Origin of the sequence: Arthrobacter sp. NQ4, assembly GCF_029077345.1 — a bacterium.
In the GTDB taxonomy this organism is placed as follows: domain Bacteria; phylum Actinomycetota; class Actinomycetes; order Actinomycetales; family Micrococcaceae; genus Arthrobacter.
Genome location: NZ_JARETC010000006.1, coordinates 29,585 through 43,777 on the forward strand (window position 1 = coordinate 29,585; position 14,193 = coordinate 43,777).

The window sequence follows — 14,193 nt, forward strand, 5'->3', positions numbered from 1 at the left end:
CGCCGCGCCGGCTTCGAGGGCCGGCGGACCCCAGACGTCAGCCGTCGACGTCGTGCAGGTGATGGACCACGTCGTGCAGGAAATACTGGGAGAGCGTCAGGACGGTGAACTCCGAGCCGTTGCTGCGCAGGCCCTTGCGGCCCCAGTCCTCTTCCGGGACGCCGGCGAAGGACTCGGCGGCCTCGTGACCTTCCGCCGCCAGTTCCGGGCCCACCTCGGATGGATCGGCGTTGGCGTAGTCCTTCTCAAGGGCTGTCCGGTCCTGGTCCCAGTCCGCGAATCGGGCGCCATCCTCGGCGAGCATCAGGTTCAGGCGCTGGTTGAAAAGGGTGAAGACGTCCCGCACATGGCACGCGTACTCCAGCGCCGACCACGTCTGCCCGTCGGGGCGCTCCGCCGCGTCCGGCCGGCGGAGGACGGCCAGCCACCGGGGAATCATGCTTTCGATGCTTCCGGGAACCGTGGCAGGGGTGGCCGTGGAGGCATGGAAATTGCATTCCGGGCAGGGCCGTGACAGGACCCAGGTCCAGTCCTTTTCATCAGGAACGATAGGCATGGGAGCAGTCTAAGCCGTGCGGGCCAAAAGACTCTGGGCCGGGTGCAGCGGCCCGGCCAGCGTGGCCGCATGAGCCCGGCTCCGCGCCTGGGCGCGGAGAGTATGGTGCAGCTGGCCGGCCTGACGAAGCGGTTCGGCCGGAACACAGCGCTCGACGACGTGACCCTCACCATTGGACCGGGCGAGGTGTTCGGATACCTGGGCCCCAACGGGGCAGGCAAGACCACCACCATCCGGCTCCTGATGGGGATGCTGCGGCCCACGTCCGGCACGGCGTCCGTCCTGGGGCTGGACGCCTGGCGCCAGTCCCGGGACGTCCACCGGGTGGTGGGCTACGTGCCCGGCGAGCCCGCCCTGTACGACCGCCTCACCGGCCACCAGCACGTGGCCTATTGTTCCCACCTGCGGCACCGGGACGACGGTCAGCGGGCGGCGGAAGTGGCAGCCCGGCTGGACCTGGACCTGGGCAAACCGGCCCGCACGCTGTCACGCGGGAACCGCCAGAAGCTCGCCGTCGTGCTGGCGGTCATGTCCACGCCGCGTCTGCTGGTCCTGGACGAACCAACCAGCGGGATCGACCCGCTGGTGCAGCAGGTGTTCCATTCCATCCTGCGTGAACACACAGCCGACGGCGGCTCGGCCCTGTTCTCTTCCCACGTCCTGGGCGAGGTGGAGCGCGTCGCGGACCGGATCGGGGTGGTGCGCGCAGGCAAGCTGGTTGCGGTGGAGCGGCTGCAGGACCTGGCAGCCCGCTCTCTGCACCGGGTGCGTGCCCGCTTCGCCGGGGAAGTGCCGGCGGCCGGGTTCGCCGCCGTACCCGGCGTACGGGACCTGCTGGTGGACGGCCGGACGCTGAGCTGCAACGCCCCGCAGTCGGCCCTGGACGCCCTGTTGAAACTGGTCAGCGCCGGGGAAGTGGAGGACTTCGAGTGCTCCGAGGCGCCGCTGGAAGAGATGTTCCTGAGCTACTACGGGATGGACCCCGCCGGCAGCGCCGCGGCCAGTCCGTCCAAAAGTGTGGCCGGAACGGCGGTGCACCATGCTGGCTAGCGTCCTGCTGAAGACACTCCGGGACCAGGGCAGGCTGCTCGTGGCCTGGGCTGTTTCCCTTGCCCTCATCGTGGCCATGTACGCGGCCGTCTGGCCCTCGGTAAAGTCCCAGCCCTCTATCAGCGGCTTCATCGACCAGATGCCGGAGGCGTTCCGTTCCCTGTTCGCCACGTCCACCGCCGACATGTCCACCCCCACCGGGTACATCCAAGTGGAGCTGATGTCCTTCATGGGGCCCATAGCGGTGCTGATTTACGCCGTCAGCACGGGTGCGGGAGCCATCGGCGGCGAAGAGGACCGGCACACCATGGACCTGCTGCTCTCCAACCTCGTGGGCCGGGGCAGGGTGGTGGTGGACAAGTTCCTGGCCATGGTGGCGGGCACGTTCGCACTGGCCGCCGTCATGGGCGTGTCCCTGGTGCTGGAAGGCAGCATGGTGGACCTTGTCCTGCCCGCGGACAAGGTGGCCGCGGCCATGCTCCACCTGGCACTTCTGGGCGTCGTTTTCGGCTCCCTGGCCCTGGCGCTCTCAGCGGGGACAGGACGGACCGGGCTCAGCCGGGGCGTTCCGGCCGTGCTGGCGGTCCTGGCCTACATCGTCAACGCCCTGGCGCCCCTGGTGGACGTTTTCTACCGGATCCAGAAGGTGTCGCCCTTCTTCCAGTACATCGCCCACGACCCGCTCCGGAACGGCACCGCCTGGGACAGTGTGCTGGTGGCCGCGGGCACCATTGCGGTGCTGGTGGCGCTCGCCGTCGCCGGGTTCCGGCGCAGCGACGTAGCCGGCTGAGCAGGAGGTGGCCGCAGCCCTGCTCCGCGACGGGCCCTACTCCGCGGTGTCCCCGGCTGAGCCGCCATCCATCCACGCCATGGCCGGCCCCACCACGTCCACGGCCTGGGAGAGCGGGACGCCCGAGCCGTCACGGCGGCCGTGTTCCTGCGGCAGTGACCGGGCCACTCCGCCGGCGGAGGACGCCTTGGCCGGGCCGTGGCCCGCCCACGCGAGGAGCAGCATGTCCTCGCCCTTGAGGAACCGGTGCGACCGGACCCCTGCAGTGGCACGCCCCTTGGCCGGATATTCGGAGAATGCGGTGACCTTGGCCGTGCCCGGGGCGGTGCCTGGGAGGGCCCCGTTGGTCCCGGCGATGGTGACCACGACGGCGGCCTCGTCCTGGGCCTGTACGGCACCAAAGAAGATCACCTGGTCGCCCGCGGCGAGCTTGATCCCGGCCATGCCGCCGGCGGTTCGGCCCTGGGGACGGACCACGGCTGCGGGGAACTTCAGCAGCTGTGCTTCCCGGGTGAGGAACACCAGTTCGGTGTCATCGGCCCCGGCCGGAGCGACTCCCACCACCACGTCCTTGTCCTTGAGGGTGATGACTTCCCAGTCTTCCCGGTTCAGCGGGTAGTCCGGCTGGACCCGCTTCACCACGCCCTGCGCCGTGCCGATGGCCAGGACTTCATCCAGCCGCACGAACGCCACCAGGGTTTCACCCTTCACCAGGGTGAGGAACTCCTTGGCCGGCACGCCGCCGGCCAGGTTCGGCAGGCCGGCCACGGGCGGCAGGACCGGCATGTCCATGACCTGCAGCCTGAGCATCCGGCCCTGCGAGGTGACCGCCGCGATTTCGCCGCGGGCCGACGTCTTGACCACCGAGGTGTACACGTCGTGCCTGCTCCGGGGGCCAGCCTCGGCGAGCGGTTCCTGGGTGCTGGTGCGTGCCACCTGCCCGGAGGCGGTGAGGATGGCCCAGCAGGGGTCGTCAGCGATCTCGAGGGACAGCGGCGCAGCCTTGCCCTTCTTCGCCCCGGCGAGCTCGGCAGCGGCGACGGTGGGGGACACGGCCTCGGACTCCAGGAGGACCGTCCGGCGCGGGGTGCCGTGTTCCTCGGCAATCGCGCCCAGTTCGTCGGAGACCACGGTGCGGAGCAGTTCCTCGGAGTCCAGGATGGCCTGGAGTTCCGCGATCTCGCGGCGCAGCTCGTCCTGCTCCTTCTCCAGCTCGATCCGGGAGTACTTGGTGAGCTGGCGCAGGCGCAGTTCGAGGATGTAGTTGGCCTGGACCTCGGTGAGGTCGTAGATGGACATCAGCCGCTCGCGGGCCGCCGCGGCCTCGTCCGAGGACCGGATGATCTGGATGACCTCGTCGATGTCCACGATGGCGATCAGGAGGCCCTCCACCAGGTGCAGGCGGTCCTTCTTCTTGCCCAGGCGGTAGACGGTCCGGCGGCGGACCACGTTGATCCGGTGGTTGACGTAGACGGACAGCAGGTCCACCAGGCCCAGCGTCTGCGGCTGGCCGTCCACCAGCGTCACGTTGTTGATGCCGAAGGAGTCCTCCATCGGCGTGTAGCGGTAGAGCTGCTGCAGGACCGCGTTCGGGTTGAAGCCGTTCTTCAACTCGATGACCAGCCGCAGCCCGTGCTTGCGGTCCGTCAGGTCCACGATGTCGCTGATGCCGGTCAGCTTCTTGGCGTTGACGGCGTCCTTGATTTTCTCGATCACCTTTTCCGGGCCCACCATGTACGGCAGTTCAGTGACCACCAGGCCGGTGCGGCGTGCGGAGAGCTGTTCGATCTCCACCTTGGCGCGGGTCTTGAAGGATCCGCGGCCGGTGGCGTACGCATCGCGGATGCCGTCCAGGCCCACGATCCGGCCGCCGCTGGGCAGGTCCGGGCCCGGGACGAACCGCATGAGGTCATCCAGGGTGGCGTCGGGGTTGGCGATCAGGTGCCGGGCGGCGGAGATGACCTCCACCAGGTTGTGCGGGGCCATGTTGGTGGCCATGCCGACGGCGATGCCGGTGGCGCCGTTGACCAGCAGGTTGGGGAAGGCGGCGGGCAGGACGTCCGGCTGGGTCAGCTGGTTGTCGTAGTTGGGGACGAAGTCCACCACGTCTTCGTCCAGGTGGTTGGTGAGCGTGAGGGCGGCCGCCGCCAGCCTGGCCTCGGTGTACCGCGGTGCTGCCGGGCCGTCGTCGAGCGAGCCGAAGTTGCCGTGCCCGTCGATCAGCGGCAGGCGCAGCGAAAAGTCCTGCGCCATGCGGACCATGGCGTCGTAGATGGCGGCGTCGCCGTGCGGGTGCAGCTTGCCCATGACCTCGCCCACCACGCGGGCGCTCTTGACGTGGCCGCGGTCAGGGCGCAGGCCCATGTCGCTCATCATGTACAGGATGCGGCGCTGTACCGGCTTGAGCCCGTCGCGCGCATCCGGCAGGGCCCGGGAGTAGATCACCGAGTACGCGTACTCCAGGAAGGAGCCCTGCATTTCGGACGTCACGTCGATATCGACGATGTTTTCCGTGTAGCTGTCGTCCACGATGGGTTTTGAACTTTGCCGGCGGGCCATGGGGTTTGGTGAATCCTTCTGCGGTTACTGCGCAGCCATAGGGTGTGCTGCGATAGTTTTTGGCTAGGCTAAGCCTATGGTGGATCAGCCCGGGGACGGCGAATATCCGGAACATTGGGAAGCCGATGTCGTCCTGCGGGACGGCGGGACAGCGCATCTGCGGCCCATCCACCCGTCGGACGCGGACGCCGTCCAGGCCTTCCATACCGGGCAGTCGCAGAATTCAATCTACATGCGCTTCTTTGCGTTCAAGGCCAGGCTGTCCGCCAAGGAGCTCAAGCGGTTCACCGAGGTGGACTACAAGGACCGGGTGGCGTTCGTCATCACCATTGGCGGCGAAATCATCGGCATCGGCCGGTATGACCGGCTGACCGATCCCACCGAGGCGGAGGTCGCCTTCAACATCGCCGACGCCCACCAGGGGAGGGGCATCGGGTCCATCCTGCTGGAGCACCTGGCCGCCGCGGCGCACGAAAACGGCATCCGGAAGTTCACCGCCGAGGTCCTGCCGGAGAACCGCAAGATGCTGATGGTCTTCTCCGACGCCGGCTACGACGTCAAGCGCCACTTCGACGACGGCGTCGTCAGCCTGGAATTCAACGTCGACCCCACCGAAAAATCCCGTGCCGTGATGGAATCCCGCGAGCACCGCGCGGAGGCGAGGAGCGTCCGGGAGCTGCTGGCGCCGTCGTCCGTTGCCGTCATCGGGGCCAGCCGCCGGTGGGGGACCGTGGGGTACCAGCTGCTGGAGCACATCATCGAGGGCGGTTTCCACGGCCCGGTGTACGCCATCAACCCGGAGGCGCTGGAACTGGCGGGCATGATGTCCTACGGCAAGCTCTCCGAAGTTCCCCAGCCCGTGCAGCTGGCCATCATCGCCGTGCCCTATGAGGAAGTCGCCGGCGTGGTGGAAGAGTGCGCGGCCGCGGGCGTCAAGGGCGTGGTGATCGCCTCCGCAGGCTTCGCGGACGACGGCGAACGCGGGCTCCAGCGGCAGCGCGCCCTGGTGCGCCAGGCCAGGGCGAACGGGATGCGGGTGATCGGGCCGGCGTCGCTGGGCATCGCCAACACCCACCCCGACGTCTCACTGAACGCCTCCATGGCGCCCACCATGCCGCTGCGCGGCAGCCTGGGCCTGTTCAGCCAGTCGGCGGCCATCGGCGTCTCGCTGTATGCCGCCTCCAGCCGGCGCCGGCTGGGGCTGTCCAGCCTGCTCTCGGCGGGCAACCGGGCGGACGTTTCGGGCAACGACATGATGCAGTACTGGGAGGACGACGCCGACACCTCCGCCGTGGGCCTGTACCTCGAATCGATCGGCAACCCGCGCAAGTTCTCCCGCATCGCACGACGGCTGGCACGCACCAAGCCGGTCATCGTCGCCAAATCCGACACCATGGGGCTCCGCCTGCCACCAGGCCATGCCGTCCGCACCACGCAGGCGCCGGCGGGAGCGCTGGATGCCATGCTGCGCCAGTCCGGCGTGATCCGGGTGGAGACCGTCGAACAACTGGTGGACGTGGCACAGGTGGTGTCGGGAAGGCCGCTCCCGGCCGGGCCCGACGTCGCCATCTTCAGCAACTCCCAGGCGCTGGGCAACGTGGTGGCGGACAGCGCTGCGGCGCACGGGCTGGGAGTGGCGCAGGTGGTTTCCGGGCTCGACCTGGACGCCGGGCAATCGGTGGCCCTGCCCCTGCTCCGCAAGGCCCTCCTTGATGCCCTTGCGTCGGACGCCGTCCACGCCGCCGTCGCCGCACTCCTGCCTGCCCGCGGGCTGACGGTCGACGCGGTGGCCCAGGTCCTCGCGGAATGCTCCGCCACCGCAGGGAAACCGGTGGTGGCAGCCTTCACCGGAATCCTGGACCCCGGCATCAACGTGGAGGGCCTGCTGGGAACCGGGGGCTGCACCGTCCCCTGCTTCTCAAACCCCGGCGCCGCGGTGGCCGCCCTCGCTGCGGTGGTCCGGTACGCGGAATGGGCCGCCCGCGACCAGGGGCACTTCGTGGAGCCCGCCGGCTGCGACCCGCGGCAGGCGGCGGCTGAGATCGATGAACTGCTGCGGGATGTCACGGGCGAACAGCTCAAGCAGCTGGACCCGGCGGCAACCGCCTCCCTGCTGGGGCACTACGGTATTTCCGTCCTGCCCTCTGCGCCGTTCACCACTCCGGATGAGGCGGTCGCCGCCGCCGACTCACTGGGCTGGCCGGTGGTGCTGAAGACCACCGAACCTGCCCTCCGCCACCGGCTGGACCTCGGCGGCGTGCGGCTTGGCATCGAGGACGCCGAATCGCTGCGCCTGAATGTGCTGCAGATGCGGCGTGCGCTCGCTGCCTACGGAGATCCGGCCCTCGAAGTCCAGGCCATGGCTCCCGTGGGACAGGCGTGCACGTTCCGGGCCATCGAGGACCCCCTGCTGGGCCCGGTCATCTCGTTCGGCCTCGCCGGTGACGCCGTCAACCTCCTGGACGACTGGTCCCACCGGGTTCCGCCGCTTTCGGCGGCGGATGTCCACGACTTCATCCGGGCGCCCAGGGCGTCCCGGAAGCTCTTCGGCTACCAGGGCCTGCCGGCCGTGGACGTGCACGCGCTGGAGGACCTCGCGGGCAGGCTGGCATGGATGAAGGACAACCATCCGGAGATCGCACTGGTGGAATTCAACCCTGTCCTGTGCGGCACGTCCGGGGCCACCATCCTCGCCGCGGACGTGCGGATCGGCAACGCCGCGCAGCGCACCGACAGCGCCCGCCGGGCCATGCTGGGCTGAGGCGGTTAGCAAGTGACCGGCCGATCTGTGAAAATGGGGGCATGAGCTTCCAGCCTCCCGCGTCGGCGCCCGAAACGCCCGGAAACGAAAACCAGGCAGTCCGCCAGCACAGCTCACACAACCACGGAGTCCAGGGCCAGAGCCTCGAGGACGCGCTGCAGAAGGCCGGGTTCTACCCCCGCCTGGTATCCGATGTTGTCGATGACGCACTGGATGGCCGGGACTGCGTGGCGCACCTGGTGCACCTGGAAACGCACTTCGACCGGGCAGAAGTGCGCCGCCACATCACCGTCCTGGTCCTCACCGCGGACATGCTGGTCATCACCCATGTGGACGACCAGCAGCTGGATGAGGCGGGGGAGCAGATCGTCGCCCAAATCTCCACGGAGTCCGTTCCCGTGTCCCAGATCAGGTCGGTGGTCCTCAGCTACATGTACGCGCAGCCGCAGAACTACAAGCCCTCCGACCCGGTCCGGGAACTGACCCTGTCCATCGCATGGTCCGGCGGCCAGCGGCTGGACATGGGTCCGGCCAGCTGCGGCGATCCGCAGTGCGAAGCGGACCACGGCTACACCGGAACCATCGCGCAGGAGGACATCGTGCTCCGAATCAGCGCCGAAGCTGACGGGCTGCAGGCCGTGCAGGACGCCAAACTGTTTGCCCGGGCCCTGCGCGCCGTCAACACCGGTTCCGCCGCCCCCGTCTCCCACGCCCAGTCCATGGCGCCGCGGCCGCGCTCCGGAGTGTTCGGCAACCGGCTCAGCCGCGGGCACCAGCAGCGCTGATGCCGGAAGACCGCCACCACGCCGTACAAGCCTCCGGACGCACCCCCGACCTTCCGCCTGCTCCCGCCTACGGGCATCGTTCCATCGCTGAGGTGCTGACCAGTGCAGCCGCAAGCCTTGGGGTGGAAGGTTTTGCCAATACCCTCGGATTCCCTGCTGCCTCACGGGTGTGCGTGGTCCTCGCGGACGGACTGGGCCGGAACCTCCTCAAGCAGAAATCCGCCCACACCCCGTTCCTGCGCTCTGTGCTTCAGGCCGGGCAGGGCGACGTCCCGGTGTGGCTGGACTCCGCGTTCCCTTCCACCACAGCAGCGGCCTTGTCCAGCTTTGGGACCGGGCTTCCTGCCGGCCAGCACGGCATGGTGGGCTACGACGTCCTGGACCCTGACCAGGACAAGGTGGTCAACCTGCTGGGGAACTGGGATCCGGGCGTAGATCCGTCGGCCTGGCAGCCGTTCCCTACCGTGTTCGAACGGATCGCCGGACAGGTGGACGTCAGCACGGTCAGCCTCTCCCAGTTCGACGGCTCGCCCATGACCCGAGCCGCACTCCGGGGCGGCAGGTTCATTCCGGGGACAACCGCCCATGCCCGGACCGCCGCCGCGGCCGAAGCCATGGCAGCACCAGGCCCGTCCCTCATGTATTTCTACGTCAACGACCTGGACAAGGCCGGCCACCGCTACGGATGCCGCTCCGAGCAGTGGGAACACCAGCTGGAAGAGCTCGATGCCACGGTCAAGCGGCTCAACTCCACCCTTCCCGCCGGCACCACCATCCTGCTCACGGCAGACCACGGGATGCTGGACGTGGCCGAACCGCAGCGGATCGATTTCTCCACGGACCCCGCCCTGGTGGAGGGCGTCCGGCACACGGCAGGTGAACCACGGATGGTCCACCTGTACCTTGAAGAAACGCATCTGTCGGACGGCGGCGCGGAGCGGCTGCTGGCGGCTTGGAAGGCGCGGTTCGGCGACCGGATCTGGGCCTTCACACGCGGTGAAGCCGTAGCCGGGGGACTCTTCGGCAAGGATGTCCGGCCCGCTGTTGAAGGCAGGATCGGTGACGTCATGATCGCGGCGCGGGACGCCGTCGCGCTTTACGATGGCCGGCGCATGCGGCCGACTGCCATGGAGGTGGTGGGCCAGCACGGCTCGCTGACCAAGGCTGAGCGGGAGGTCCCGCTGCTCTGCTTCACGGCCGAAGGAAGGAACCGTCGGCGTGGCTGAGCTCATCTTCTTCTCCGGCACCATGGACTGCGGAAAGTCCACCCTGGCCCTGCAGATGGACTACAACCACCGGGCCCGCGGCCGCGGCGGTGTCCGGTTCAGCCGCAACGACCGCGCCGGTGAGTCCCGGATCTCCAGCCGCCTGGGTCTGGAGACGGACGCCGTGGAAGTGCTGGACAGCACCGACTTCTGGGAGGAAGTCATGATCCGCCGCACCCAGGGGCAGCGCGTTGACTACCTGATCTGCGACGAAGCCCAGTTCTACACGCCCGAACAGGTGGAGCAGCTGGCCAAAGTGGTGGACGAGATCGACGTCGACGTCTTCGCTTTCGGAATCACCGCTGATTTCCGCACCAGGCTGTTCCCTGGTTCGCAGCGCCTGATTGAGCTCGCCGACCGGGTGCAGGTGCTCCAGGTGGAGGCGCTGTGCTGGTGCGGCCGCCGCGCCACCCACAATGCCAGGACGGTCGACGGCGTCATGGTCACCGAAGGTGCGCAGGTGGTGGTGGGCGACGTGGACATGGTGGTGGAAGCCGCTGCCCCCGAGGCAGGGCATGTTCCGGTGGTGGGGTACGAAACCTTGTGCCGGCGACACTTCATGAGGCGGGTGACGGCTCACGGCGCATCCCTGATGGCACAGCAGGACCAGTTGCTGCCGTTCGACGTCGATGCCTGCCTTTGGCACGGCTCCGGTGGACCTGGCGAGGGCCGGGGGACAGGCTCAAAGGGCTGACCCTTCCGCGCACGCATCCGAACTCCCGCACCGGCACCTCCATTCCGGGAAGCAGAAGCGCTTCCTTGCGGCTCCGACTCATACTGTCGTACCCCTTTGTCATGATGGGTTTATGGGGATGGCGGCGGTGGCGAGGGCGTTCGGGGAGATCCGTGCTGCCCTTGCGGTGCTGAATGCTGAGGTGGATGGGGCCGGTGCGGTGCCTTTTTCTGCGGCTGACCCTCTGGGTGGTTTGGCGGATGGTTGCCTGGAGATTCTGGCCGGGACCCGTGAGGTTGAGGCCGGGATCGCTGCGGTGAAGGCCAAGGCGGCAGTTGGGTATGCGGAGAGCGCCGCAGCTGTTGCGGGGCCGGATGTTCCGGTGCAGGCGCAGGAGACGGCGGTCGCGGCGGAGATCGGGTGTGTGCTGGCCCTGGGTCCGCGGGCGGCGTCGTCGTTCCTGGTCACCTCGCACGCTGTCACGGCGACGTTGCCGCGGACGTTGGAGGCGTTGCAGGCCGGGGCGATCTCCTGGAGCCACGCGGTGGTGATGGCGGACGAGACAGCGTGCCTTGATCCTGATGGGGCTGCGGCGTTGGAAGCCCATTTCCTGGACCCGGACGCCCCGGACCCGGCGCGGGGGTGCCCGGTGGGGCAGTTGCCGGCGCACCGGTTCAAGGCCAAGGCCCGGACTTGGCGGGAACGCCACCAGGCCGGGTCCATCGAACAACGCCACGCCAAAGGTGTCGGGGACCGGCGGGTGGAGTTCCGGCCGGACCAGGACGGGATGGCCTGGCTCTCCGCCTACCTGCCCGCGGACCAGGCCCAGGCCGGGTGGAACCGGCTCACCGCGGCCGCCCGGGGCATGCAGGGACCGGACGAGCCCCGCAGCATGCCCCAACTCCGGGCCGACACCTTCGCCAACGCAATTCTCACCAACGGCGGCAGCACAGGCAACGGTGCCAGGGTCGGCGCGGGAACTGACCAGCAATCTCCGATCCGGGCGCAGGTGCTGGTCACGGTCCCGGTGTTCTCCCTGCTGGGCCAGACCGACGAACCGGCGATGCTGGACGGGTACGGTCCCATCCCGCCGCCAATGGCCCGGCGGCTCGTCGCTGGCGGTGCTGGCTCGTTCTACCGGGTGCTGGTGGACCCGCGGGACGGGGCACCGTTGGAAATCGGCCGGACAAGCTACCGGGTCACCGGCGCGATGCGGGCGTGGCTGCGGATGCGGGACGGCAAATGCCCGTTCCCGGGCTGCAGCAACAACTCCCTCGACAACGACGCCGACCACATCCTCGCCTGGGCCAACGGCGGCACCACCGGAATCAGCAACCTGGGACAGCCCTGCCCGAAACACCACAAACTCCGCCACACCACCGCCTGGAAACCCACCCCGGCCACCAAGAACGAACCACCCGGCTGGACCTCACCCACCGGCCGGCATTACCTGAGCGAACACCAGGACTGGGAACCTGCCCAATGGCCTCCGGGATGGCCGTCAGGGTTCTTGCCCGAGGCCCGCAACAAGCCTGGAGAACGGAGCCTTCTGGAAGATGCCCTCCTCCAGCACCTTGCCGTGTGATGCGCCCTTGTGCGGCGCACGGCCGGGTTGAGCAGCGCTGACTGCTACTGGGCCGTCCGGCGGTAGCGGATGTGCGTGGCCAAGGGAGAGTGGAGTACCTCGACGGGTTCGAAGCCAAATGATTCAATGCCGTCAAAAATCCGTTCACCCGAACCGAGTAAAACGGGAGCGATGTCCAGGGTGAGCTCGTCGATCACGCCGGCGGCCAGCGCCTGGCGGACGGTGGATGCTCCGCCGGCGATATCCACTCCCTTGCCCCCGGCTGCCTCGAGCGCCGCCGCGTACGCCGCATCGAAGCCGTCGGTGACAAAGTGGAAGGTTGTCCCGCCCTCCATCTGGATCGGATCATGCGGGTAATGGGTAAGGACGAACACCGGCGCATGGTAGGGCGGCTCGGGGCCCCACCATCCGCTCCAGTCCTCGTCCCAGTCTCCGCGGACGGGACCAAACATGTTCCGGCCCATCACGTAGGCGCCCCGCGGGCGCATCAGCCAATCAGCCGCGATCCCGTTGGCCTCGTTGGCGCGGGGATCGCCGATGTGCCAGCCGTGGAGTTCAAGCCCCCGCTTGCCCAGCGGGTTCTCGCGGCTTTGGGCAGGCCCGGCGACGAACCCGTCCAGGGACATTGACATGTGGCAGGTGGTGTCCGGCACAGCGAACCTCCAGGGGTAAGTGCAGCTTCTGACCGATGGTGTGCGGGGAGCCTAGCATGCAGCAGTTGGAGGAACTACCCCTGAGGGTGCCGGCAGAGAGCCTTTAGTCGCTCCGTGTGCCGAAGACGATCTCGTCCCAGGACGGGACGCTGGAACGCTTGGGCCGGGCAGGCCGTTCCGGCGCCTCGGTCTCGGGCAACTGCCCGGTAGAGGGGGATGCATCGTTTTGCTTGGGTGCCGGGCGGCGGGGATTGCTGCCCAGCAGCTCATCCAGCCCGGCGCCGCCGGAGTTACCGGACCCGGCAGCAGGCGCGGAACCGGACGGCTTCTGCGGGGACGCCGCAATGGTGATTTCCCGGGTGTCGGTACTGACGCCGTCGTGAAGCCGCAGGGCGTCATCGTTGCCGTCCCGGTGCGGCGGGAGCAGGCTCAGCCGGGACAACATTGACGGCCTTGCATCACGGCGCCGGATGAACGAATCCCCCTGGGCGGCCGGTGCGTCCTGCGGCCCGTCCTGGGATACGGGGTCCTCCGATTCCGGCTCAGGAGCGGCCTCGGCGGCTACCTCGGAAGGCCGCGGGTGGGCAGCCGGGACGCCATGGGCCAGGAGCAGCGCCAGGGCGTCGTCCGAATCTTCGTCCACACCCAGCCGCTGGCCGCGCCGCGACCGGAGCATGTCCAGGAGGCCGTCGGATTCCTTTGCGGCTTCCTGCGCAGGACCCTGACCCCCAGGGGATGCCTTGGAGGAGTCCGCGTCAGTCTCAAAATCGAAGGGGCGGTCGGAAACCGCCGTGAGGCGGCGCGCGGGAACGGGGCCGTCCAAAGGCTCGAGTTCGCTCAGCTGCTGTGCCCAGCGGTTGGTGTTCTGCAGCGATTTGCGGCCGGGGTTGAAGGTCCACAGCGCGGGCGGCTCTTCCCCGATTCCGGAGGTCCCGCCGGGTTTGGCCTCAAAGCTTGCCGAGACAGTCCAGGTGCCGTCCTGGCGCCGCCACGAGTCCCATTCCACAGTGCCTGGGTCGATGCCGTGGGCCGAAAGCCGGTGGGCCACCATGTCGCCCAGCGTGGCCGGGTTGTCGCCGAACGCGGACCGGTAGACGTCGTGGCCGGGGGAGGGTGCCGCGACTTCAACCTTCCGTGCCTGCTGCGCAACGTACTCGCGCTCCGCCAGCACCGGGCCCTCGTAGCGCTCCACCTTGGCCAGCGGCATCCCGGACAACTCCGCGACGTCGGCAGCGGTGGCACCCGCACGGATCCGGGCCTGGATATCCCTGGGGGACATGGGAACGGCAGGCCGCTCCGTCCTCGGTTTCGCCGAGGACCGGCTGGCCGTCCTGAGGGCCTCATCGATCGGCAGCTGGAACATCTCGCCGCCGGCCCCGCTCAACAGGAGATGCGTCCCGTCGTCGTGCACGCCTACAAGCCGTAGATCCTGCATACAAATCCTCCACCCTGGCATTACTATCAACCGAAACTCTGCCACCCGGCGGTGCGGATTTGGCTCAAGAGGCAGGGCGCG

At 68.6% G+C, this 14,193-nt stretch carries 11 protein-coding genes; 7 read left to right on the forward strand and 4 right to left on the reverse strand.

Annotation, left to right across the window (positions count from 1 at the left end):
- Positions 1 to 37: 37 nt before the first annotated feature.
- Positions 38 to 556 carry a DinB family protein gene (locus tag PUN51_RS11910; protein ID WP_224025702.1) on the reverse strand — a complete coding sequence of 173 codons (519 nt, stop codon included), beginning with the start codon at positions 554 to 556 and terminating at the stop codon, positions 38 to 40.
- A gap of 69 nt (positions 557 to 625) precedes the next feature.
- Here PUN51_RS11910 and PUN51_RS11915 point away from each other — a divergent pair, with 69 nt between their 5' ends.
- Positions 626 to 1,606 carry an ABC transporter ATP-binding protein gene (locus tag PUN51_RS11915; protein ID WP_275181050.1) on the forward strand — a complete coding sequence of 327 codons (981 nt, stop codon included), beginning with the start codon at positions 626 to 628 and terminating at the stop codon, positions 1,604 to 1,606.
- Positions 1,596 to 2,396 carry an ABC transporter permease subunit gene (locus PUN51_RS11920; protein ID WP_275181051.1) on the forward strand — a complete coding sequence of 267 codons (801 nt, stop codon included), beginning with the start codon at positions 1,596 to 1,598 and terminating at the stop codon, positions 2,394 to 2,396. Before PUN51_RS11915 ends, PUN51_RS11920 begins: the two co-directional genes overlap by 11 nt.
- A gap of 36 nt (positions 2,397 to 2,432) precedes the next feature.
- Here the strand turns inward: PUN51_RS11920 and PUN51_RS11925 are convergent, their stop codons facing one another.
- Positions 2,433 to 4,955, reverse strand: coding sequence for a DNA gyrase/topoisomerase IV subunit A (locus PUN51_RS11925; RefSeq protein WP_275181052.1), 2,523 nt, complete (start codon positions 4,953 to 4,955; stop codon positions 2,433 to 2,435).
- A 76-nt stretch (positions 4,956 to 5,031) separates the two neighbouring features.
- Here PUN51_RS11925 and PUN51_RS11930 point away from each other — a divergent pair, with 76 nt between their 5' ends.
- The 5 genes from PUN51_RS11930 (at position 5,032) to PUN51_RS11950 (ending at position 12,024) form a co-directional block, all read left to right on the forward strand.
- Positions 5,032 to 7,716: a bifunctional acetate--CoA ligase family protein/GNAT family N-acetyltransferase gene (locus PUN51_RS11930; RefSeq protein ID WP_275181053.1), complete on the forward strand. Its 2,685-nt coding sequence runs from the start codon at positions 5,032 to 5,034 to the stop codon at positions 7,714 to 7,716.
- Between the two features lie 41 nt (positions 7,717 to 7,757).
- A complete protein-coding gene (locus tag PUN51_RS11935) occupies positions 7,758 to 8,501 on the forward strand; it encodes a DUF5998 family protein (protein WP_159632184.1) in 744 nt (247 codons plus the stop codon).
- Positions 8,501 to 9,727: an alkaline phosphatase family protein gene (locus PUN51_RS11940; protein WP_275181054.1), complete on the forward strand. Its 1,227-nt coding sequence runs from the start codon at positions 8,501 to 8,503 to the stop codon at positions 9,725 to 9,727. The genes PUN51_RS11935 and PUN51_RS11940 overlap by 1 nt, the downstream gene beginning before the upstream one ends.
- On the forward strand, positions 9,720 to 10,460 hold the full coding sequence (locus PUN51_RS11945; RefSeq protein WP_159632182.1) for a thymidine kinase: 741 nt from the start codon (positions 9,720 to 9,722) through the stop codon (positions 10,458 to 10,460). Before PUN51_RS11940 ends, PUN51_RS11945 begins: the two co-directional genes overlap by 8 nt.
- Positions 10,461 to 10,572: 112 nt before the next feature.
- The gene (locus tag PUN51_RS11950) at positions 10,573 to 12,024 is read left to right on the forward strand and encodes an HNH endonuclease signature motif containing protein (protein ID WP_275181055.1); all 1,452 of its coding nucleotides are present in this window, start codon (positions 10,573 to 10,575) and stop codon (positions 12,022 to 12,024) included.
- Positions 12,025 to 12,068: 44 nt separating this feature from the next.
- Here PUN51_RS11950 and PUN51_RS11955 read toward each other — a convergent pair whose 3' ends face one another.
- Positions 12,069 to 12,656 (reverse strand): dihydrofolate reductase family protein, encoded by a 588-nt coding sequence (locus PUN51_RS11955; protein WP_275181056.1) that lies wholly within the window; start codon positions 12,654 to 12,656, stop codon positions 12,069 to 12,071.
- 124 nt (positions 12,657 to 12,780) lie between these two features.
- Complete coding sequence (gene sepH / locus PUN51_RS11960; protein ID WP_275181057.1) at positions 12,781 to 14,112, reverse strand: septation protein SepH; 1,332 nt, start codon at positions 14,110 to 14,112, stop codon at positions 12,781 to 12,783.
- Positions 14,113 to 14,193: the final 81 nt, after the last annotated feature.

Coding starts and splice junctions, on each gene's coding strand:
- PUN51_RS11910 (WP_224025702.1), bottom strand. CDS start 556: ATGCCTATCGTTCCTGATGAAAAGGACTGGACCTGGGTCCTGTCACGG.
- PUN51_RS11950 (WP_275181055.1), top strand. CDS start 10,573: ATGGGGATGGCGGCGGTGGCGAGGGCGTTCGGGGAGATCCGTGCTGCC.
- PUN51_RS11925 (WP_275181052.1), bottom strand. CDS start 4,955: ATGGCCCGCCGGCAAAGTTCAAAACCCATCGTGGACGACAGCTACACG.
- sepH (WP_275181057.1), bottom strand. CDS start 14,112: ATGCAGGATCTACGGCTTGTAGGCGTGCACGACGACGGGACGCATCTC.
- PUN51_RS11955 (WP_275181056.1), bottom strand. CDS start 12,656: ATGTCAATGTCCCTGGACGGGTTCGTCGCCGGGCCTGCCCAAAGCCGC.
- PUN51_RS11915 (WP_275181050.1), top strand. CDS start 626: ATGAGCCCGGCTCCGCGCCTGGGCGCGGAGAGTATGGTGCAGCTGGCC.
- PUN51_RS11920 (WP_275181051.1), top strand. CDS start 1,596: ATGCTGGCTAGCGTCCTGCTGAAGACACTCCGGGACCAGGGCAGGCTG.
- PUN51_RS11935 (WP_159632184.1), top strand. CDS start 7,758: ATGAGCTTCCAGCCTCCCGCGTCGGCGCCCGAAACGCCCGGAAACGAA.
- PUN51_RS11940 (WP_275181054.1), top strand. CDS start 8,501: ATGCCGGAAGACCGCCACCACGCCGTACAAGCCTCCGGACGCACCCCC.
- PUN51_RS11930 (WP_275181053.1), top strand. CDS start 5,032: ATGGTGGATCAGCCCGGGGACGGCGAATATCCGGAACATTGGGAAGCC.